The 20,879-nt window shown below is 50.0% G+C and carries 16 protein-coding genes; 8 read left to right on the forward strand and 8 right to left on the reverse strand.

The genetic code is table 11. The annotated features are described in order from the left end of the window. Nucleotides 1-37 precede the first annotated feature (37 nt). The gene (acnB, locus tag HMPREF2871_RS01865) at nucleotides 38-2,623 is read right to left on the reverse strand and encodes a bifunctional aconitate hydratase 2/2-methylisocitrate dehydratase (protein ID WP_049344382.1); all 2,586 of its coding nucleotides are present in this window, start codon (nucleotides 2,621-2,623) and stop codon (nucleotides 38-40) included. 199 nt (nucleotides 2,624-2,822) lie between these two features. Further along, nucleotides 2,823-3,860 carry a sensor histidine kinase gene (locus tag HMPREF2871_RS01870; protein WP_049344383.1) on the reverse strand — a complete coding sequence of 346 codons (1,038 nt, stop codon included), beginning with the start codon at nucleotides 3,858-3,860 and terminating at the stop codon, nucleotides 2,823-2,825. Nucleotides 3,861-3,952: 92 nt separating this feature from the next. Between HMPREF2871_RS01870 and argH the strand changes: the two genes are divergently transcribed. Together argH and HMPREF2871_RS01880 are read left to right on the forward strand one after the other, a co-directional pair. Beyond that, nucleotides 3,953-5,332: an argininosuccinate lyase gene (argH, locus tag HMPREF2871_RS01875; protein WP_049344385.1), complete on the forward strand. Its 1,380-nt coding sequence runs from the start codon at nucleotides 3,953-3,955 to the stop codon at nucleotides 5,330-5,332. Nucleotides 5,333-5,499: 167 nt separating this feature from the next. Further along, nucleotides 5,500-6,024 (forward strand): hypothetical protein, encoded by a 525-nt coding sequence (locus HMPREF2871_RS01880; RefSeq protein WP_004519361.1) that lies wholly within the window; start codon nucleotides 5,500-5,502, stop codon nucleotides 6,022-6,024. Nucleotides 6,025-6,074: 50 nt separating this feature from the next. Here HMPREF2871_RS01880 and fumC read toward each other — a convergent pair whose 3' ends face one another. Continuing rightward, entirely contained in the window at nucleotides 6,075-7,463 is a 1,389-nt protein-coding gene (gene fumC / locus HMPREF2871_RS01885; protein WP_004519360.1) for a class II fumarate hydratase, read from the reverse strand. Nucleotides 7,464-7,772: 309 nt separating this feature from the next. On the opposite strand from fumC, the gene HMPREF2871_RS01890 reads away from it, so the two are divergent. The 6 genes from HMPREF2871_RS01890 to HMPREF2871_RS01915 all read left to right on the forward strand — a co-directional run bounded on the left by HMPREF2871_RS01890 (nucleotide 7,773) and on the right by HMPREF2871_RS01915 (nucleotide 14,571). Beyond that, nucleotides 7,773-9,692 (forward strand): TonB-dependent receptor, encoded by a 1,920-nt coding sequence (locus HMPREF2871_RS01890; RefSeq protein WP_049335422.1) that lies wholly within the window; start codon nucleotides 7,773-7,775, stop codon nucleotides 9,690-9,692. A 57-nt stretch (nucleotides 9,693-9,749) separates the two neighbouring features. Continuing rightward, the gene (locus tag HMPREF2871_RS01895) at nucleotides 9,750-10,727 is read left to right on the forward strand and encodes an ABC transporter substrate-binding protein (protein ID WP_049335420.1); all 978 of its coding nucleotides are present in this window, start codon (nucleotides 9,750-9,752) and stop codon (nucleotides 10,725-10,727) included. A gap of 212 nt (nucleotides 10,728-10,939) precedes the next feature. Then, nucleotides 10,940-11,737 carry an ABC transporter permease gene (locus tag HMPREF2871_RS01900; RefSeq protein ID WP_049344387.1) on the forward strand — a complete coding sequence of 266 codons (798 nt, stop codon included), beginning with the start codon at nucleotides 10,940-10,942 and terminating at the stop codon, nucleotides 11,735-11,737. Continuing rightward, complete coding sequence (locus tag HMPREF2871_RS01905) at nucleotides 11,737-12,429, forward strand: ATP-binding cassette domain-containing protein (RefSeq protein ID WP_009310824.1); 693 nt, start codon at nucleotides 11,737-11,739, stop codon at nucleotides 12,427-12,429. Before HMPREF2871_RS01900 ends, HMPREF2871_RS01905 begins: the two co-directional genes overlap by 1 nt. A gap of 309 nt (nucleotides 12,430-12,738) precedes the next feature. Further along, nucleotides 12,739-13,353 carry a CadD family cadmium resistance transporter gene (locus HMPREF2871_RS01910; RefSeq protein ID WP_036491903.1) on the forward strand — a complete coding sequence of 205 codons (615 nt, stop codon included), beginning with the start codon at nucleotides 12,739-12,741 and terminating at the stop codon, nucleotides 13,351-13,353. Nucleotides 13,354-13,473: 120 nt separating this feature from the next. Next, nucleotides 13,474-14,571: an NnrS family protein gene (locus HMPREF2871_RS01915; protein WP_049344389.1), complete on the forward strand. Its 1,098-nt coding sequence runs from the start codon at nucleotides 13,474-13,476 to the stop codon at nucleotides 14,569-14,571. 51 nt (nucleotides 14,572-14,622) lie between these two features. On the opposite strand, the gene pgi is transcribed toward HMPREF2871_RS01915, so the two are convergent. The 5 genes from pgi to zwf all read right to left on the reverse strand — a co-directional run bounded on the left by pgi (nucleotide 14,623) and on the right by zwf (nucleotide 20,501). After that, nucleotides 14,623-16,266, reverse strand: a complete 1,644-nt coding sequence (gene pgi / locus HMPREF2871_RS01920) for a glucose-6-phosphate isomerase (RefSeq protein ID WP_049344390.1) — start codon at nucleotides 16,264-16,266, stop codon at nucleotides 14,623-14,625. Between the two features lie 143 nt (nucleotides 16,267-16,409). Then, on the reverse strand, nucleotides 16,410-17,258 hold the full coding sequence (hexR, locus tag HMPREF2871_RS01925) for a DNA-binding transcriptional regulator HexR (protein WP_049344391.1): 849 nt from the start codon (nucleotides 17,256-17,258) through the stop codon (nucleotides 16,410-16,412). 77 nt (nucleotides 17,259-17,335) lie between these two features. After that, the gene (locus HMPREF2871_RS01930; RefSeq protein ID WP_039861966.1) at nucleotides 17,336-18,316 is read right to left on the reverse strand and encodes a glucokinase; all 981 of its coding nucleotides are present in this window, start codon (nucleotides 18,314-18,316) and stop codon (nucleotides 17,336-17,338) included. Next, nucleotides 18,297-18,992, reverse strand: coding sequence for a 6-phosphogluconolactonase (gene pgl, locus HMPREF2871_RS01935; RefSeq protein ID WP_049335412.1), 696 nt, complete (start codon nucleotides 18,990-18,992; stop codon nucleotides 18,297-18,299). Before pgl ends, HMPREF2871_RS01930 begins: the two co-directional genes overlap by 20 nt. A 63-nt stretch (nucleotides 18,993-19,055) precedes the next feature. Beyond that, entirely contained in the window at nucleotides 19,056-20,501 is a 1,446-nt protein-coding gene (gene zwf, locus HMPREF2871_RS01940; RefSeq protein WP_039862026.1) for a glucose-6-phosphate dehydrogenase, read from the reverse strand. Nucleotides 20,502-20,879: the final 378 nt, after the last annotated feature.

The raw sequence follows: 20,879 nt of genomic DNA on the forward strand, positions 1-20,879 counted from the left end.
ATTTAAGGCCGTCTGAAAATCGGTTTACCTTGCTATATTAAACATTCACTTTCTCGGCTACTTCGTTGTAGCTGTCGATTTCATTGAAGTTCATGTAGCGGTAGATTTGGTCGCCCTGCTCGTTAATGATGCCGATATTGGCTTGGTATTCTTCAACAGTCGGGATTTTACCCAGTTTGGAGCAGATTGCCGCCAACTCAGCCGAGCCGAGGTAAACAAAGGTGTTTTTACCCAAGCGGTTCGGGAAGTTACGGGTAGAAGTGGACATTACAGTCGCACCTTCGTGTACTTGCGCTTGGTTACCCATACACAATGAGCAACCCGGCATTTCCATACGCGCGCCTGCACGGCCGAGTACACCGTAGTGACCTTCGTCAGACAACTCTTTCGCATCCATTTTGGTCGGCGGTGCCATCCACAGACGTACCGGGATGTCGCTCTTGCCTTCCAAGAGTTTGGAGGCGGCGCGGAAGTGGCCGATGTTGGTCATACAAGAACCGATGAACACTTCGTCGATTTTGGTGCCGGAGCGTTCAGACATGAAGCACACGTCGTCAGGGTCGTTCGGGCAAGCAATAATCGGCTCTTTAATGTCGTCCATGTTGATTTCAATCACGGCGGCGTATTCGGCATCTTTATCCGCTTCGAGCAATTCAGGATTTGCCAACCATGCTTCCATGGCTTTGATACGGCGTTCCAAAGTGCGTGAATCTTGATAGCCGTCGGCAATCATGTTTTTCATCAACACAATATTGGATTTCATGTACTCGATAATCGGCTCTTTGTTGAGCTTCACGGTACAGCCAGCAGCAGAGCGTTCGGCAGACGCGTCAGTCAATTCAAAGGCTTGTTCCACTTTCAAATCAGGCAGGCCTTCGATTTCGAGGATGCGGCCGGAGAAGATGTTTTTCTTACCGGCTTTGGCAACAGTCAGCAAACCTTGTTTAATCGCGTACAACGGAATTGCATTTACCAAGTCACGCAGGGTGACGCCCGGTTGCAGTTTGCCGCTGAAGCGTACCAATACAGACTCAGGCATATCAAGCGGCATTACGCCCGTGGCTGCTGCGAAAGCAACCAAGCCCGAACCTGCAGGGAAAGAAATACCGATAGGGAAACGGGTGTGGCTATCGCCGCCTGTACCGACTGTATCAGGCAACAGCAGACGGTTGAGCCATGAGTGAATCACGCCATCACCCGGACGCAGGGATACACCGCCACGGGTAGAGATGAAAGCAGGCAATTCTTTATGAGTTCTCACATCGACAGGTTTTGGATAAGCCGCGGTGTGACAGAAAGACTGCATCACCATATCTGCTGAGAAGCCCAAGCAAGCCAGGTCTTTCAATTCGTCGCGAGTCATCGGGCCGGTAGTATCTTGCGAGCCGACAGTAGTCATGCGTGGTTCGCAGTAAGTACCCGGACGCACGCCTTTGCCTTCCGGCAAACCGCAGGCGCGACCAACCATTTTTTGAGCCAATGTGAAACCGGCTTTGCTTTCAGCTGGCGCTTGAGGCAGACGGAACTCGGTAGAAGCAGGCAATTTCAGTGCTTCGCGCGCTTTGGCAGTCAAACCGCGACCGATAATCAGGTTAATACGGCCACCGGCTTGCACTTCGTCCAGCAATACTTGTGATTTCAATTCAAACTCGGCAACAATCTCGCCGTTTTTCACGATTTTGCCTTCATAAGGCAGGATATCGACGACATCGCCCATTTTCAGAGCAGATACATCGACTTCAATCGGCAATGCGCCGGAGTCTTCTTGAGTATTGAAGAAAATAGGAGCAATTTTGCCACCCAAGCACACACCGCCGAAACGCTTATTCGGTACGAACGGAATATCTTCGCCTGTATGCCAAATCACGGAGTTGGTAGCAGATTTACGTGAAGAACCGGTACCGACCACGTCGCCAACGTAAGCAACCGGATGGCCTTTGGCTTTGAGTTCTTCCAACAATTTAATCGGACCGACTTCGCCCGGTTTGTCAGGATTGATGCCGTCGCGCGGGTTTTTCAACATAGCCAGCGCGTGCAGAGGGATATCAGGACGGCTCCATGCATCAGGTGCAGGAGAGAGGTCGTCTGTATTGGTTTCACCGTCGACTTTGAAGACGGTAACAGTGATTTTTTCTGGAACTTTGGCACGAGAAGTGAACCATTCGGCATCTGCCCAAGATTGCAATACTTCTTGCGCGTATTTGTTGCCTTTTTCGGCTTTTTCTTGAACATCGTGGAAAGAGTCAAACATCAACAGAGTGTGTTTCAGACCATTTGCAGCGATAGGCGCAAGTTTGTCGTTGTCCAAGAGTTCGATGAGTGCATGAATGTTGTAACCGCCAAGCATAGTACCCAACAGCTCGGTAGCATACTCAGGGGAAATCAGCGGACTGGATGCGCTGCCTTCGGCAACGGCAGCCAAAAATGAGGCTTTAACTTTGGCGGCATCGTCCACACCGGGTGGTACGCGGTGAGCCAACAGCTCAACCAAGAACTCACCTTCACCGGCAGGTGGATTTTTCAGCAGCTCAACCAAATCAGCAGTCTGCTGAGCAGTCAGAGGAAGGGCGGGAATACCAAGGGCGGCGCGCTCGGTGGCGGCTTTACGATAGGCTTCTAACATCTCTTTGTTCCTTTTTCTGTTTTTTCTTCTGGACAATTGCAAATGATTTGCAATTAAGGATTGTAAACAATCCTTTTAAGTATCATAGACCAGTTTTCAAAAAATGGGAACAGTTATGTTACTAAGTGTAATAAATTTAAACTATTTTATTTAATGTGTTAATAGTCTAATTATCTAAAGCTGCCCTATTCTAGGCGTTTTAGCCAAACAGACGGGAAACTTCGGCTGATTTTTTACGGTACGGCAATATGATTTCAACGCGGAACAGGCCGTCTGATTGGATATATCTGATTTTCGCGTCGGTGTCATACATCAAAGTCAGGCGCTCTTTCAGATTGCGCAAGGCCATAGAATTACCTTTATGCGGCTTGGTATTTTCGTTGGGTTCCGTTCCGCACGGATTTTCGATACTGATGAAAATAGATGATTTTTCCAATTTTGTTAATACCGTAATTATCCCTGGACGGTGGATAGATTCGACACCATGGAATACGGCATTTTCCAAAAGCGGTTGCAACAACAGATGCGGTGTTTCCGCATCATCAGGCGCATGGTGCTGCCACATGACCTGTACGCGCATATGTCCCATGCGGATTTGCTCGATGGCAATATATTCCTGCGCCCACTCGATTTCCTGTCCTAAGGTACTGTTTTGACTACCGTCGCGCAGTTGTGCGCGGAACAAGTTGGCCAAATTTTCCAGCAAAGTCTCCGCGTCATACGGACGCAGACGGATTAAGCTGATGGCGGCATTCAAGCTGTTAAACAAGAAATGCGGACGGATACGCGCTGTCAACGCTCTCAGTCTGGCTTCGGAAATGGAAGGCGCAAGGCTATTGCGACGGGCTGCTTCGATGTACATGAAACTGAAACAAAAAAAGGTCAGCAAGAAGAAGTGTTGAATCAGCAGCCAAATTTCCGTCTTCAAAATCACTAGATCGACAAACAAGAAAATCAGCAGGTTGGAGACGTAGGAAACCACAACGCTGTACTGCGAGCGAAGCAGGGAAGGCGCAAATGCCTGTAAGAAATAGACCTTGAGTAAAATTAAGAGGATGACGGGGCAAGCCCATGAAAAATGTTGGAAAATCTGTTCCGGATAAGGCACACCCGATACCGTCATCAACGGAAAGATAAACAAACTGATTAATAAAACAATAAGCAGGCGCACCAAAGTTGCGGAATTGCGCAAATCCGGCACTGCGAAATTCTGGTTTATTTGACGTATAATAGACATGATTTCAACCGTTTTCTTTCATAATGTATAGACGGGTCTGCTATATTGAAGACGTAGACCCTGTTTTTTATTTATATTTTAAGGATGCTGATATGAGCAAGGACAAAACCTGGTCAGGCCGTTTTAACGAACCTGTTTCCGATCTGGTCAAAAAATATACCGGCTCGATTGATTTTGACAAACGGCTGGCAGAATGGGACATCCAAGGCTCGCTGGCACACGCGCAAATGCTGACACAGTCGGGCGTTTTGAGCGAAGACGACCTCTTTGCCATCCGTCAGGGCATGGCCGAGATTATAGCAGAAATCAAGGAAGGAACGATTTCCTGGTCGCTGGATTTGGAAGATGTCCACATGAACATCGAACGCCGCCTCACCGACAAAATCGGCGATGCCGGCAAACGCCTGCACACCGGCCGCAGCCGCAACGACCAAGTCGCTACCGACATCCGCCTGTGGCTGCGCGACCAGATTACCGTCATTCAAGACCTGATTCAAAACCTTCAGACGGCCTTGGTTGATTTGGCGGAACAAAACGCCGAAACCGTCATGCCCGGCTTTACCCACCTGCAAGTTGCCCAGCCGGTCAGCTTCGGGCATCACATGCTCGCCTACGTTGAAATGCTCGGCCGCGATTTCGAGCGCATGGTCGACTGCCGCAAACGCGTCAACCGTATGCCGCTCGGCGCCGCAGCCCTTGCCGGTACCACCTACCCGATTCAACGCGAAATTACCGCCGAGCTGCTGGGATTTGAGCAAATCTGCCAAAACTCACTCGATGCCGTATCTGACCGCGATTTTGCCATTGAGTTCACGGCCGCCGCTTCTCTGATTATGGTCCACCTGAGCCGCCTTTCCGAAGAATTGATTTTGTGGATGAGCCCGCGTTTCGGCTTTATCGACATTGCCGACCGTTTCTGCACCGGCTCGTCCATCATGCCGCAAAAGAAAAACCCCGACGTACCCGAACTCGTGCGCGGTAAATCCGGTCGCGTGATTGGCCACCTGATCGGCCTGGTTACCCTGATGAAATCTCAACCTTTGGCATATAACAAAGATAATCAGGAAGACAAAGAGCCTTTGTTTGATACTGCCGATACGCTTATCGACACCCTGCGCATTTACGCCGACATGATGCGCGGCGTAACCGTCAAACCCGACAACATGCGCGCCGCCGTAATGCAGGGTTTTGCAACTGCTACCGATTTGGCGGATTACTTGGTGAAAAAAGGCATGCCTTTCCGCGACAGCCACGAAGTTGTTGCCCAAGCCGTGCGCCATGCCGATGAAGCTGGCGTTGATTTGAGCGAATTGCCGCTTGAAGTCTTGCAAGGTTTCAGCGGTTTGATTACCAACGACGTTTACAGCGTGCTAACACCCGAAGGCAGCTTAAACGCGCGCAACCACTTGGGCGGCACCGCGCCTGAACAAGTCCGTTTCCAAATTAAACGCTGGCGTGAATTGTTGGCTTAAACCCATCTAAATACATAATAAAAGGCCGTCTGAAAATTTTCAGACGGCCTTTTGATTACCCGTGTTACACTCAACCGCACAATAAAAACAGATAAACCTAAACTTACCTTCAAACGAGAAAACACGCCTCCTGACTTTGCCGCCATCTTCAAACAAAAGGAGCAAGGATGAAAAACATTGTCTTAAAATTGGTTATGATCTGCCTATGCTGCGGATGCTATGCCGTATTCGTTGCCTGGGAAAATGGCGGATTCAGCCAGCTCCATGATTTTCAAGCAATAGAGAGCAACGGCATGAGCGTATACCTTCATCAAATCTCCGCCGCCACCATGCAGGCTGAAAAAAACGAGCTGTCGATTTTGCAAAACAACCAAAACAGCTTAGCCTCTTGCGTCGGCATTGAATCTTTATGCGAACACGCCAAGCCGGGCATCTGGGTTGAACATGCCAAATTCTTACAGCATAAGGACACGGGCAAATTATTGGTACTTTCGTTGGACTATTTAGAAAACAGTGACACCGCAAAAACCCTACACAACCGCTATTCTGCATCGCTCCTACCCCAAGCAGATAGAAAGGATGCGTGGCATTACGCCTGGCGTACATTTTTGAGCTCAATAATATTTCTAATGGTCGTCAATCTGACGCCAATGATTTTTGCCCTATTCGAAGAAAAGACAAGCGCAGCATAAAAACATGCCGTCTGAAAACATTTTCAGACGGCATGTTTCATTATTAAAGCTTAACGCGGATGAACCATATCGGCAGGAACGACCAATTCGTCAAACTCTTCGCCTGTCAACAAGCCCAATTCGATGGCGGTTTCGCGCAACGATTTGTCGTTTTTATAGGCGGTTTTGGCGACTTTGGCGGCGTTTTCGTAGCCGATTTTGCGGTTTAACGCAGTAACCAACATCAGAGAATGGTGCAAGAAATAATCGATTTTTTCCGGTACGGGTTCGATGCCGACGGCGCAGTTTTCGTTGAAGCTGTTGCACGCATCGCCCAACAGGCGGATGGATTGCAAGAGGTTGTAAGCGATAACGGGCATATAGACGTTCAGCTCGAAGTTGCCCGATGCGCCTGCCATGCCGATGGTGACGTCGTTGCCGAACACTTGGCAGCACACCATGGTCATTGCTTCGCATTGGGTCGGGTTGACTTTGCCCGGCATGATGGACGAACCCGGCTCGTTTTCGGGGATTTTGATTTCGCCCAAACCGCAGCGCGGGCCGCTTGCCAGCCAACGGATGTCGTTGGCGATTTTGTTCAGGCTTGCCGCCAGCGTTTTCAATGCGCCCGAAGCGGCAACGGCGGCATCGCGTCCGCCCAAGGCTTCAAATTTGTTCGGCGCGCTGACAAATGGCAGGCCGGACAGTTCGGCGAGTTTGGCGGCGGCTTTTTCGGCGTATTCGGGATGGCTGTTTAAGCCCGTGCCGACCGCCGTGCCGCCCAAAGCGAGTTCATACAAGTCTTTAAGCGCATCGTTCAGACGGCCTAAACCGTGATCGAGCTGGGAAACGTAGCCGGAAAATTCTTGTCCCAAAGTCAGCGGCGTCGCGTCCTGCAAATGGGTGCGGCCGATTTTGACGATAGGGGCGAATTCTTTGGCTTTTTTGTCCAATGTATCGCGCAGGGCTTTTACCGCCGGAATAAGGTGGCGGTTGATTTCAATCGCGGCGGCAACGTGGATGGCGGTCGGGAACGCATCGTTGGTCGATTGCGCGTGGTTCACATGGTCGTTGGGATGGACGGGCTGGTACGCTGCCAAACCCGTACCAGCGATTTCGTTGGCGCGGTTCGCCAGCACTTCGTTCATGTTCATATTGGACTGCGTGCCGGAGCCGGTCTGCCACACTACCAATGGGAACTGCCCGTCAAGCTTGCCGTTCAACACATCATCTGCCGCCTGCGTAATCAAATCTGCCTGTTCGGGCTTAATCCTGCCGAGGGAAACATTGGTGGCGGCTGCGGCTTTTTTTACCAGCGCCAAAGCATAAATCAACGGCTGCGGCAGGGTTTCGCCGCCGATTTTGAAATTGTTGCGGCTGCGCTGGGTCTGCGCGCCCCAATAGGCTTCGGACGGGACTTCGACATTGCCCATGGTGTCGTGTTCGGTACGGGTACTCATGCGTTTCTCCTATATTTAAACAGAAATAATAATGATTCTTAAATTTATTATACCCAGCAAAAGGCCGTCTGAAAAGAGAGGGGTTTTCAGACGGCCTTTTGCTTTATTACCCTGAAATATTAATAGTAGACAAAACCCGATTTCGGAGCAAATACAACCTGCGCCGCCACTCCCCTCTTCTAAAAATTCTCCTTCTTGCCGATTTGTATTTTGCGCTAGGTGTTTATCGACAATAAATACCTTATCGTTTCTTTACTTTGCTTCTCTCTAAGAGCATAATAAATAAAAATGATTATCAGGATATAGATCATGAAACAAAACCATTTGATTTGCTTGTTAATGAGCAGTTTTGCCGCCGCAAACGGCTTTGCCGAAACCTTGGCAGACCCAGACGAAATCCAGCCTGTCAAAACCTTCTCCCCTCCCAAACCGATTGCACCAACCGCCGCACAAGGCTATTTCCCCGAAAACCAATTCGACCGCACCGACCGCAGCGATCATTACTTTGTTACCGAAAACATAGACCAAGCCTTCCGTCCGCTGAAAGCAAACAGCGGCTTCTACGGCAAAAGTTTTTACAATTCCGTTACCGCGCAAGCGCGTGGAGCAAAAGTGTACGGCGTGGTCAACCTCAATCACACCAAGGCCAACGGCTATAAAGACGGCGACAGCAATCAGACCGATTGGAAATATAGCCGTTTTAATCAAGCTTTGGTACTCGGTTTCGTGCCGTCTGAAAATCAGGAATACCGCCTCACCTACCTACACGACGACATCAACAACGACCGCCAACCGCAGTTCGTCAACGACGCATTGGATACCGAACGCCACATCGCCAAACTCAACGCGCGTTGGGGCAATGCCGATTTGAGCAATACGGTCAGCGCGGAAGCAGGCATCATCAAACTCAAACGCCATGCCGACAATTACTCCCTGCGCCAAAACAATACGCCGCAGCAAGTATTCGTAGAGCTTGACCGCAAAGTGTACGACTTCTCGCTCAAACACGATGCGAACTTCGGCAAATTCCACAACACCGCCGCCGTTAGCTACCGCAACGACAGCCAAAACGGCGAGCGCAACGCCCACACCGCCATGCGCGATTTCCTCAACGGCTACCGTTTCGCCGATGTACACCTCGACCGCTGGCGCATTGCCGATACCTTGTCTTACAAGTTTGACGACCGACACAAACTGGGCTTGGGTTTGAGCTACGAAATCAACAAAGCGGACGTACGCAAAAATACGGCGCAACCCGCCCATCCGATGAACCGCAACCTTGCCTTCGCCTCATCGCAGCAAATCTGGAAAACCCATTACGGCTACGACTTCAACGGCAAAGTGCGCCGTCATGCCTTTTCAGGTGAACTCAAATACGATTTTACGCCGTCTGAAACGCAAAAATACGGCGTTTCCCTTGCTCACTTAGAACGCATCGGCGACAACACCGAACGCTTCAACTCGCTTGCCGCCATCGTGCAAAACCGTATGAACGGCATGCTGATGAACCAAAACCCAGCCGCCGCCATCGCAGGCAATCCCCTGCTGAAAACCGAAAAACACAACCGCATCAAGCTCACCGCCGACAGCCGCAACGACTACTACAACGGCTATATGAACTCGTTGGCAGGCGCAGGCTGGAACGTGGGCGGCACACTTGTGGCGGACAAAGTCAAAGACCTGATTATTTTTGACCGCGCACACGGACAAAGCGGCACGGCTTCCAAAGGCAGCGGCATCATCACACGCAACGTGGATGCACGATTGTTTACCGCGCAAGCCTACGCGCGTTACAACTTCAATCCGCATTGGGCGGCAGGCATCAAAGCCACCTACAACTACGGACACAATGAAACCGACGGCAGGCCGCTCTATCAAATCCGTCCGTTTGAAGCCGCCGTCCAAGCCGACTACAAAAACTACTTTGCCCACGGCAGCTACAACATCGGCGCAGCAACACGCTTTGTCGCCAAACAAACGCGCGGCGATTTTGACGCGGCAAGAGGTCTGGGCATAGACAAACGCGAAGCCGCCAAAGGCTTTACCGTTGCCGACCTTTACGCAGGCGTAAACATCAAAGACAAATACGGCTTGCGCTTGGGCGTAAACAACGTGTTCAACAAAAAATACGCCGAACACATCAGCGGCGACCACGTCCTCGCCCTGTCGCCCAGTGTGGTGTATGCACCGGGCAGGACATATTGGTTGAGTTTGCATGCGGCTTTTTAAAATCAGGCCGTCTGAAAGAATGCCTACACTGGCTTATTAAGAATTAGGAGATAAAAAATGGACATGAAAAGACGCGATTTCTTAAAAATGACCGCCGCTCTGGCAGCCGCAGGCGTTTCGCCTTCATTGTTGGCAGCCGGTAAAGAACAATTTACCGTGTACGGCGCACCGGCAATGCCCAGCGTAACCATTGCCGTAGCGGCGTTGCAAGGCAAGCTGGCGAAACAGGCAGATGTATCGCTGAAAATCTGGCGTTCGCCCGACCAACTGCGCGCAGGCGTAGCAAGCGGACAATTTAAAGTGATGATGAGCCCGAGCAATGTCGGCGTAAACCTGCGCAACCAAGGGCAGAAAGTCGGCATGGTCAATATTTTGACCAACGGCATCACGCAGCTGATGTGCAAAGGCAGTGCGATTGCCTCGCCTCAGGATTTGGTCGGCAAAAAAATCCTCGTACCGTTTAAAAATGATATGCCCGACATCGTGCTGCAAGCCTTACTGAAAAAACTGAAAATCGACGCGCACAAAGTCGGCATCACTTACACCGCCACGCCGCCGGAAGCAGTCGGACTGTTTTTGAGCAAGGACTACCACGCTGCCATCCTGCCCGAACCGATGGCAACCGCCAGCCTACTTAAAGGCAAAACCATGGGCGTAAACGTCGTGCGTGGATTTGACTTGGTGAAAGCATGGGGACAGGCGTTTGACACCAAACCGCTGATTCCGATGGCAGGCATCATCGCCAACGAAGAATATTTCCACGCACACAAAGCGCAGTTCGACATCTTCCATCAGGATTTGAAAAACGCGCTCAACTGGATACTCGCCAACCGTCAGAGCGCCGCGAAAATCGGCAAAAACTACCTCCCCGCCCCCGAACCCGCCCTAGTCATGGGCTTGGACGGCGCGCGGCTGACGGTAACCAAAGGCAGCGAAGTGAAGAACGAGATTTTGAAGTTTTACGAAATCCTGATGCAGTTCAACCCGAAACTCTTGGGCGGCAAGCTGCCGGATAACGGGTTCTTCTTAGCTTAAAAGAGGAGAGAGGCCGTCTGAAAATAGTGAAAGCCATTGAAATTTGACTTATCATTTTTCAGACGGCCTGTTAGGACATTATCAGCAGCGTAGGTCGGATTCTTGAATCCGACATTTCGGCTAAATGGGGGCTGTCGGATACGAGTATCCGACCTACTTTTTTCAGACGGCCTATCCTTGCCAAAACATAACGACAAACCAACACCCAAACCATGATTAAAACCGACAAAATCCGCAAACCGCAGCCTGCGCTGTTTTACATCATCGACTACCTTTGGAGCGGCTTTGCCGGTCTAGGCGTGGCGATGGTAGTGGTGGCGTTGTGGGCGTGGGGCAGTGCCGTGTTCGGCGAGTTTATGCTGCCTGCGCCGGTGGAGGTGTTTCAAAAATCTTTGGCTTTATTGAAACATTTTCAGGAAAACGAAATCGGGATTTCGCTGTGGCGGTCGGTGGTGGGGATTTCGATTGCTTTGGTAGCAGGATTGGCGGCGGGGCTGGTGGCAGGCAGTTTTAAGACGGCGATGGCGTTGCTCAAGCCTGTGATTACGATTTTGTTGGCGATGCCGCCGATTATTTGGGTGGTGATGGCTCTGTTTTGGTTCGGTTTCGGCAATCCGAGCGTGTTGTTTACCATTATTGTGTTGGTTGCGCCGCTGACGTTTGCGAGTGCGGCGGTCGGGATGGCGAGCGTGAACAAGCAGCATGAGGAATTGTTTGACGCTTATAAATTAGGCCGTCTGAAAAAAATCCGTTATCTGTATATCCCGCATCTGACGGGTTATGTGATTTCCAGTGTCGGCGTGGCGGTGGCGATGGGGGTGAAGGTGGTGATTATGGCGGAACTCTTGGGCGCGAGCGAAGGCGTGGGCGCGCGGATTGCAGACGCAAGGGCGATGCTGGAGACTTCGACGGTGATGGCTTATGTGGTGTTGGTTATCGTGTTTGTGTCACTGTTTGAATACCTGATTACCAAACCTTTGGAAATTTTGTTTATGCCGTGGAGGAGATGATGCTCTGTCTTGAAAACGTGCGTTTTGAAATTCTCCGCGACCCCATCGTGCGCGATTTCAGTTTGAACCTGCAACATGGCGAAGTGAAAGCTTTGTTCGGGCCGAGCGGCTGTGGCAAGACGACGGTTTTGCGTTTGATTGCGGGCTTGGAAACGCCGAAATCGGGCACGATACGCAATACTTTCCGCAAAACGGGTTTTCTATTTCAGGAAAACCGCCTGCCGGGAAACTTGACCGCGATGCAGAATATCGCTATTTTTATGGACAAACCCGATGAAGGCGAAATCATCGCGCTGGCGGCGAAAGTCGGGCTGACTGCGGGCGATTTGAACAAATATCCGACCGAATTGTCCGGCGGCATGGCGAAACGGGTAGCATTTTTGCGCCTGCTGCTGTGCGGCTGCGACCTTGCCTTGCTGGACGAGCCGTTCGTCGGTTTGGACCGCGATTTGCGCGATATTTTGGTCGCCATGCTGGTAGAAAAAATCGAGCGGCAGGGCATGGCGTGTATGCTGGTAACGCACGACCGCTTCGAAGCCGCACGCCTGAGCCATGAAATCATGCTGCTTTCCACTAAGGGCATGAACGTGCAAAACGTGATTACCCTGCCTACGCCGCTGTCCGAACGCGATTCGGCTTTTGAAGAAGCCGTGGTGGCAAGAGAGTTTCAGGGGATTCATTATTATGAGTGATAGGAATTTAAATTTCTGACAAACCTTGCGGTTCGTTGCCCTCTCCCTAACCCTCTCCCACGGGGAAAGGGGATCAGGTTTCTCAAAATCAGAGAGCCGTAGAATTGGGAATCAGATGTCAGGTAAACCTGAAAATGTTCAGGCTCGACAGCCCAATTCCCTCTCCCCGTGGGAGATGGCTAGGGAGAGGGTAAGCAAGCCGCAGGCTTGCCTCTTTAGCGAAAGATACGAATCTGTTATCCGAACGCGATTCGGTTTTTGAAAAAGCCGTGGTGCCAAGGGGGCAGGGGATTCATTATGAGGTGCTTTATGTTTTCGACTGTGATTACTGCTGCTGTTTTATATATTGCTACAGCAGTAGATTTGTTGGTAATACTATTAATATTTTTTGCTAGAGCAAATACTAGAAAAGAATATCGAGATATTTATATCGGACAATATTTAGGTTCTGTAATTTTAATATTAGTTAGTTTATTTCTAGCTTTTGTTTTGCATTATGTTCCGGAAAAATGGGTGTTGGGTTTATTAGGTTTAATACCGATTTACTTAGGTATTAAAGTTGCTATTTACGACGATTGTGAGGGCGAAAAAAGAGCTAAAAAAGAATTGGATGAAAAAGGGTTGTCAAAATTAGTCGGTATTGTTGCTTTGGTTACAGTTGCTAGTTGTGGTGCAGATAATATTGGACTTTTTGTTCCTTACTTTGTGACTTTAGATCTTGTCGACTTATTAGTTACTCTTCTTGTATTTTTAATATTGATTTTTGTTTTAGTATATACAGCACAAAGATTGGCTAATATTTCAGGTGTTGGTGAAATTGTAGAGAAGTTTAGTCGTTGGATAATGGCTGTTATTTATATTGGTTTAGGATTATTTATTATTATTGAAAATAATACAATTCAAACAATAATATCAATAATATGAATGATACGGGCATTTGAGTATCTGACAAACCTTCGGCTTGCTTCTTCAATACAAGATACAACCCTGTCCTCCCAATAAATCTATATCCGAAAGCATCTTCATGCAGAATCAAGCCAAATCATGAATAAGTTTTTCACCCACCCCATGCGGCCGTTTTTCGTCGGTGCGGCGGTGTTTGCCATACTCGGCGCGTTGGTGTTTTTCATCAGCCTCGGTGCCGTCATTTTGCACCGCCAAATCTTCTTAGAACTCATGCTGCCTGCGGCATACGGCGGCTTCCTGACTGCAGCCATGCTCGAATGGACGGGTTATAAAGGTCGTCTGAAACCTGTCGCTACTTTGATGGCGGCATTACTGCTCGCCGCATCTGCCATACTGCCCTTTTCGCCGCAAACTGCCTCGTTTTTCGTTGCCGCCTATTGGCTGGTATTGCTGCTGTTTTGCGCCTGGCTGATTTGGCTCGACCGCAATACTGACAACTTCGCCCTCTTAATGCTGCTTGCCGCGTTTACTATTTTTCAGACGGCCTACGCCGCAACTGGCGATTTGAACTTACTGCGCGTTCAAGTACATCTGAACATGGCGGCGGTCATGTTTGTATCCGTCCGCGTCAGCATTCTTTTGGGCGCGGAAGCCCTTAAAGAATGCCGTCTGAAAGACCCTGTTTTTATTCCAAATATCGTTTATAAAAACATCGCCATTACTTTCCTGCTCTTGCACGCCGCCGCCGAACTTTGGCTGCCCGCGCAAACCGCCGGTTTTACCGCGCTTGCCGTCGGCTTCATCCTGCTCGCCAAGCTGCGTGAGCTTCACCATCACGAACTCCTGCGCAAACACTACGTCCGCACTTATTACCTGCTCCAACTCTTTGCCGCCGCAGGCTATCTGTGGACAGGCGTGGAGAAACTGCAAAATCTGCCCTCCTCCGCCCCATTACACCTGATTACCCTCGGTGGCATGATGGGTGGCGTGATGATGGTGTGGCTGACCGCCGGACTGTGGCACAGTGGCTTTACCAAACTCGACTACCCTAAGCTCTGCCGCATTGCCGTCCCCCTGCTCTTTATGACTGCCGTCTCGCGCGCTTTCTTGATGAACGTGAACCCGATATTTTTCATTACCGTTCCTGCGCTTCTGACCATCGCCGTGTTCGTACTGTATCTTTTCACGTTTGTACCGATATTTCGGGAAAATGCGTTTACGGATGATCCGGAATAAAACAAAAGGCCGTCTGAAAATTTCAGACGGCCTTTGCTTTAAATAAATGCTTTATTTGTTGGCGTTCAAATAAAGATTAATCAGGCGTGTAGTGGAGCTGTCGTGTTTTTGCACTTCGGTCTCGCCGGTCAATTCGGCAAGAATGGTTTTGGCCAGTTGTTTGCCGAGTTCTACACCCCATTGGTCAAAGCTGTTGATGCCCCAAATAATGCCTTGAACGAAAGTTTTGTGTTCGTACATGGCAATCAGGCTGCCCATATTGCGCGGGTTGATTTTGTCCATGAGGATGAGGTTGGTTGGACGGTTGCCGGAGAAGGTTTTGTGCGGAACCAGCTCTTCGATACGCTCTGCTTCCATGCCTTGGGCTTGAAGCTCGGCGCGGACTTCGTCAGGCGTTTTGCCGCGCATAAAGGCTTCGGCTTGGGCAAAGACGTTGGCCAACAGGATTTCGTGATGGCCTTGCAAATTGCTGCGTTTTTCAAGAGAGGCGATGAGGTCAATCGGCGTGATGTGCGTACCTTGGTGCAGCAGTTGGAAGAAGGCGTGCTGGCCGTTGATACCGGTTTCGCCCCAAATAATCGGGGAAGTTTCGTAACCGACCGGTTTACCGTCAAGGGTAACTTGTTTGCCGTTGCTCTCCATGTCGAGCTGCTGGATGAATTTGGGCAGGCGGTGGAGATGTTGGTCGTAAGGCGCGATAACGTGGCTGCCGCCGCCGTAGTAGTTGATGTACCAGATGCCGATAAGGGCGAGGATGACGGGCATATTGCGCTCTAGCGGCGTATTGATGAAGTGTTGGTCCATCAGATGCGCGCCGTTGAGCATTTCGATGAAGTTTTCTTCGCCGAGATACAGCATAATCGGCAGGCCGATGGCCGACCACAGGCTGTATCGTCCGCCGACCCAGTCCCAAAATTCAAACATATTGGCGGTATCGATACCGAATTCGGCAACTGCTTTTTGGTTGGTCGATACGGCAACGAAGTGTTTGGCCACGGCACTTTCATCGCCTGCATGATCCAAGAACCATTTACGCGCGGTCAGGGCGTTGGTCAGGGTTTCTTGGGTGGTAAAGGTTTTGGACGCAATGATGAACAGCGTAGTTTCAGGGTGGACTTTGGACAATACGTCGCGCAGTTGGGAGCCGTCCACATTGGAGACGAAGTGCATGTTCAGGCGCGGATGGCCGAAAGGCTTGAGCGCGGTACACATCATCAGAGGGCCAAGGTCGGAGCCGCCGATACCGATGTTGACGACGTCGGTAATGACTTGATTGGTATAGCCCAACCAGCTGCCGCTGCGGACTTCATGCGCGAACTCGCCCATGCGTTGCAGGACATGGTTGACCTTAGGCATCACATCTTCACCGTCTACGACGATGGGGGCATTGGTGCGGTTGCGCAGGGCGACGTGGAGTACGGCGCGGTTTTCCGTCGTATTGATTTTTTCGCCGTGGAACATTTGCTGCATCCGCTCCGGTACGCCTGCTTCACGCGCCAACTCGAACAAAAGCGACATGGTTTCGTCGTTGATACGGTTTTTAGAATAATCCAAAGTCAGGCCACCAACCTGCAGCCAGTAGCGCTCGGCACGTTCGGGATCTTGCTCGAACATTTCGCGCATGTGTTGTTCTTTGGTTTCGTCAAAATGTATCCATAATTTTGACCAAGCTGGTAAATCGTGAAGGTGTTTCATCGGATGCTCTCCTGGATAGTGGACAGTTTTGTTGAGAAAACGGCCGTGAGGTCGTCTGAAACGGGAACGGGGTGGTTTCCGTTTTTTGAGGTTTCAGACGGCCTTGATGTGGGTTGAGGCCGTCTGAAGATATCAGTGAAGAATCAATCTTTATCGTATTCGATGTGTTTGTTATGTATGCTTTTTTTACTTTTTTGCAGTTGCGCGCTGGCAGTGTCGCCCAAACGCAAGGCCAAGCCGATGGCAAGAATGTCGATAACGGCCAGCTGCAGAAGACGGGACACCATAGGCGTATAAAGCTCGGCATTTTCCTGAGTGGCAATGCTCAATACGCAGTCGGCCATTTGGGCCAACGGCGAATCATTGCGGGTCAGCGCGATAACGGCTGCACCGTTTTCTTTGGCGATACTGGCCGCGTCCAACAATTCGATAGATGAGCCGGTATTGGAAATCGCCACCAATACATCCTGCTCAGTCAATACGGAAGCCGCCATCAGCTGGGTATGCGTATCGACATAGGCAACGGTGGACATACCGAAGCGGAAGAATTTGTGTTGCGCATCCTGGGCAACGATGCCGGAATTGCCGACACCATAAAACTCAACGCGTCGCGCGTGCATCAGAATGGCAATCGCGTTTTCAAGCTCAGATTCTTTCAGGAAGCGGCGCTCGCCCAAAAGGGAGGCTGCGGCATTGCCCAATACTTTTTCGACCACGCTGCCCATGTTGTCATCGGCGTTTAACTCTTCATGAACGTAAGGCATGCCTTCGTGGCCGATGCTGGCAGACAAAGCGAGTTTGAACTCAGGCAAGCCTTTGTAACCCAAGCTGCGGCAGAAACGGATTACAGTCGGCTGACTGACGGATGCACGCTCGGCGATTTCCGCCACAGCGGCATGAACGAACCATTTAGGCTCGGCCAGCGCAGATTCGGCAACTTTACGTTCTGCGCCGGAGAGATTGGACAATGATTCGCTGATTTTGCTTAACATATACTCTACCCTTTGATTCTTTGACGTTCAGGACAAGGTACATTTTCGTACCCTGCCCTGCACCGCCGTTTGTGTGTTTAAACGTTATTTAAATGATTGTCTAATGCGACCGCCGCGCCGACGATGCCCGGAAATTCGCTCAATACGACATACACGGGAATAGCGGCAAGATAAGCCTCAAAGCGGCCTTTGTTTTCAAAGCGGCTGCGGAATGGAGACGTTTTAAAGTAATCCAACACGCGCGGGATAATGCCGCCACACAAATACACGCCGCCGCGCGCACCCAATGACAAAGCCAAATTGGAAGCAACCGTACCCAGCATGGCGCAGAAAATATCCAAAGTCTGACGGCAAATCGGCGATGTTCCGCTCAATGTCTTATCGGTGATTTCAGAAGGCTTCAGACGGCATTGTTTGATGTTGTCGCGTTTGGCCAATGCTTCGTAAATCAGGCTCAAACCTGCGCCGCTCAAGAAACGCTCGGCAGAAACATGGCCGTATTTGTTTTTAGCGTATTGCCAAATCAATACTTCCATATCGTCAAACGGCGGGAAGCTGGTATGGCCACCCTCGCCTGCCAACGCTACCCAGCCGGCAGCGCTGTGCACCAAACCGCTGACACCCAAACCGGTACCCGGACCAATAACGGCTTTAGGCGCAAATTCGATTGGTTTTTGACCGCCGATTTGTATCAAGTCTTTCTTATCGGTTTTTGTTACCGCCAAAGCCTGGGCGGTAAAGTCGTTCAACAGAATCAACGTTTCAAAACCCAAAGCCTGGCGGGTGGTTTCGATGGAGAATGCCCAGTGGTGGTTGGTCATCTGCACCCAGTCGCCCAAAATCGGATTGGCAATCGCAAAGGCGGCGTGCAAAACTTTCGGACTGCCTGCGCGTTCCAAATAAGTTTTGGCGGCATCGACAATGGTGTCGTAATCCTGGCAAGGCAAGACTTCAGCCTTTTCAATCACTTGTGGTGCAGTTTCAAGCGCAAAACGGGCATTCGTACCGCCGATATCGGCAACCAAACGAGGATAAGCTTCAGTGTGCATAGTAGACATGGCAGTTAATTCCTTGGTGATTGAGAATCAGACTGGTCGGATATTCGGTATCGGCCCTTGCGGCAGCTTTATCAAATACTGCTTTTTTCTCTGCGCCTTGAATAGCCAAAAACACATTCGGCGTTTTGGCAATTGCACCCAAAGTCATGCTTACGCGCTCATGCGGCGCGGTAACCGGCGTAGTATGAATCAATGTCGGGTCATTGGCTTCATTGATTGCTGCCTGTAATTGAGGCGCTTGAGGGAACAACGACGCCGTATGCCCGTCTGAACCCATGCCCAACACCAGCACGTCAGGTTGCTTGTAATGTTTCAATGCATAAGCAACGACAACTTCAGGTTGTAATTCAGTTTCAGACTTTCCGTCTTCAACAACAGGAATCCATGTGGCAACGGCCGCGTTATTTTTGAGCAGATATTCACGTACCAAGCCTGTATTGCTGTCGGCATGCGTGGTCGGGACAATACGCTCGTCCACCAAAGTAATGCCGACATTTTGCCAATTTAAATCTTTTTGCGACAAAGCCTCGAAAAACGCAATCGGCGAACGACCGCCGGAAACAGCCAAAACCGCATGGCCTTTCTCATTCAACGCGGTTTGTAATGCAGCGGCAACGGCATCAGCGAGAGCCTGCGCGGCAGTTGCAGCGTTTTCTTGTTCGTGCCAAACAAACATGTTTCGTCCTTTCATGGTTTCAGACGGCCTTTTGTTGGAAAACAAGGCCGTCTGAAAGAAATATTATTGCTCTTCGTGCCACTTGTTGCCGTCACGCGCCAACAGCGCGCGCGCAGCTTCAGGACCCCAAGAATGGGCTTCGTAAGCATGCGGAGGCGTTGTATTGTTCGCCCAGTTTTCCAGGATAGGCATCACATATTCCCAAGCGGCTTCGAGTTCGTCGCGGCGGTTGAACAAAGCGAGTTTACCGTTAATCACGTCCAGCAGCAGGCGCTCATAAGCCTCAGCGCGGCGACCCTCTACGGCTGTGCCCAAGTCCACGCCAATCGGCGTAACTTCGACTTTGTTGCCAGCACCCGGGGTTTTCACTTGTGTGTAAAGACGGACGGATTCGGTCGGTTGTAGTTCAATAACCAAACGATTCGGCGCAGGTTGGCTGTTGTCAAAAATATGGTTTTGCAGCGGACGGAAGTTCAACACGATTTCCGCCACTTTGCCTGCCATGCGTTTGCCGGTACGCAGGTAGAAAGGTACGCCTTTCCAACGCTCGTTTTCGATTTCGGCTTTGATGGCAACATAGGTTTCAGTGAAACTGTCTTTCGGTACGTCGACTTCTTCCAGATAGCCGTTCATACCGTTTGCTGCAACATATTGGCCGCGAATAACATTTTCGTTGACGGATTCGATGGTCAGCGGTTTCAGCGATTTGATGACTTTCACTTTCTCGTCGCGTACGGCATCGGCATCCAAGCTTGCCGGCGCTTCCATCGCAGTCATACAAAGCATTTGCATCAAGTGGTTTTGCACCATATCGCGCAATGCGCCGGTAATGTCGTAAAACTCACCGCGTTCTTCCACGCCCAACTGCTCGGCGATGGTCAGCTGTACGCTTTCAATATATTTGTTGTTCCACAAAGGCTCGAACATCACATTAGCAAAACGCAAGGCCAGCAGGTTTTGCAGGCTTTCTTTACCCAAATAATGGTCGATACGGTAGATTTGTTCTTCTTTGAAATAACGGGCTACATCTGTATTGATTTGTTGGGAAGAAGCCAAGTCCGTACCCAACGGTTTTTCCAAAACCACGCGCACGTTATCGGCATTCAAACCGATTTCGGCAAGATTTTCACAGGCTTGTGCAAAGAATTTCGGCGCAGTTGAGAGGTAGATCACGACATTCTCAGTATTCTTGCGCGCTTTTACCAAGTCGCCCAAAGCAATGAAGTCGTCTTTCTTTGTCACATCGACTTTCAAATACTCAAGACGTTGGATAAACGATGCCCACGCTTCATCTGAGAAGTTTTGTTTGACATGGATTTTAGAATTCGTTTCCACTTTAGCCAAAAAGCCGGCGGTATCCAATTCGCTGCGGCTTACGCCCAAAATACGACCTTCGGGATGAAGCAAACCGGCTACATGCGCCTGATACAGGCAAGGCAAAAGTTTACGCATTGCCAAATCGCCGGTCGCGCCAAACAACACCAAATCAAAATTTGTCTGTGTACTCATTGTTTCATCTCTCGTTGAGGAAGCTTGCTTCAAAACTTTTGGACTGTCGTCATCCATAAAAATCGATTAAAATCAAAAGCCTTTAAGCAATAAGCAGTAAAGAACCAATCGCCTGCACCAAAATTTCAAACAAGCGGGCTAATGAGTAGTAATACTACACATGGCTACACATTTTGTCTATTCTCATTTTTACAAATTGTTTGATTTAACATAAAAGTTTGATGACTTTTGCAGCCTGCCATTTTACGAATTGACCATACCTCGATTTAAATCAAATTTCTTCCACTTAGTAAATTATTTTGTAACAAAATTACAGATTTTGTACTATAATATGCGGACGCTTCGAAGAGAAAATCTTCAAATATTCAGACGGCCCAT

It is taken from the genome of Neisseria sp. HMSC067G12 (assembly GCF_001812725.1).
Taxonomy (GTDB): domain Bacteria; phylum Pseudomonadota; class Gammaproteobacteria; order Burkholderiales; family Neisseriaceae; genus Neisseria; species Neisseria perflava.

Excerpts from the sequence above, each read along its gene's own strand:
- acnB (WP_049344382.1), bottom strand. The coding sequence starts at position 2,623 with ATGTTAGAAGCCTATCGTAAAGCCGCCACCGAGCGCGCCGCCCTTGGT.
- HMPREF2871_RS01870 (WP_049344383.1), bottom strand. The coding sequence starts at position 3,860 with ATGTCTATTATACGTCAAATAAACCAGAATTTCGCAGTGCCGGATTTG.
- argH (WP_049344385.1), top strand. The coding sequence starts at position 3,953 with ATGAGCAAGGACAAAACCTGGTCAGGCCGTTTTAACGAACCTGTTTCC.
- HMPREF2871_RS01880 (WP_004519361.1), top strand. The coding sequence starts at position 5,500 with ATGAAAAACATTGTCTTAAAATTGGTTATGATCTGCCTATGCTGCGGA.
- fumC (WP_004519360.1), bottom strand. The coding sequence starts at position 7,463 with ATGAGTACCCGTACCGAACACGACACCATGGGCAATGTCGAAGTCCCG.
- HMPREF2871_RS01890 (WP_049335422.1), top strand. The coding sequence starts at position 7,773 with ATGAAACAAAACCATTTGATTTGCTTGTTAATGAGCAGTTTTGCCGCC.
- HMPREF2871_RS01895 (WP_049335420.1), top strand. The coding sequence starts at position 9,750 with ATGGACATGAAAAGACGCGATTTCTTAAAAATGACCGCCGCTCTGGCA.
- HMPREF2871_RS01900 (WP_049344387.1), top strand. The coding sequence starts at position 10,940 with ATGATTAAAACCGACAAAATCCGCAAACCGCAGCCTGCGCTGTTTTAC.
- HMPREF2871_RS01905 (WP_009310824.1), top strand. The coding sequence starts at position 11,737 with ATGCTCTGTCTTGAAAACGTGCGTTTTGAAATTCTCCGCGACCCCATC.
- HMPREF2871_RS01910 (WP_036491903.1), top strand. The coding sequence starts at position 12,739 with ATGTTTTCGACTGTGATTACTGCTGCTGTTTTATATATTGCTACAGCA.
- HMPREF2871_RS01915 (WP_049344389.1), top strand. The coding sequence starts at position 13,474 with ATGAATAAGTTTTTCACCCACCCCATGCGGCCGTTTTTCGTCGGTGCG.
- pgi (WP_049344390.1), bottom strand. The coding sequence starts at position 16,266 with ATGAAACACCTTCACGATTTACCAGCTTGGTCAAAATTATGGATACAT.
- hexR (WP_049344391.1), bottom strand. The coding sequence starts at position 17,258 with ATGTTAAGCAAAATCAGCGAATCATTGTCCAATCTCTCCGGCGCAGAA.
- HMPREF2871_RS01930 (WP_039861966.1), bottom strand. The coding sequence starts at position 18,316 with ATGTCTACTATGCACACTGAAGCTTATCCTCGTTTGGTTGCCGATATC.
- pgl (WP_049335412.1), bottom strand. The coding sequence starts at position 18,992 with ATGTTTGTTTGGCACGAACAAGAAAACGCTGCAACTGCCGCGCAGGCT.
- zwf (WP_039862026.1), bottom strand. The coding sequence starts at position 20,501 with ATGAGTACACAGACAAATTTTGATTTGGTGTTGTTTGGCGCGACCGGC.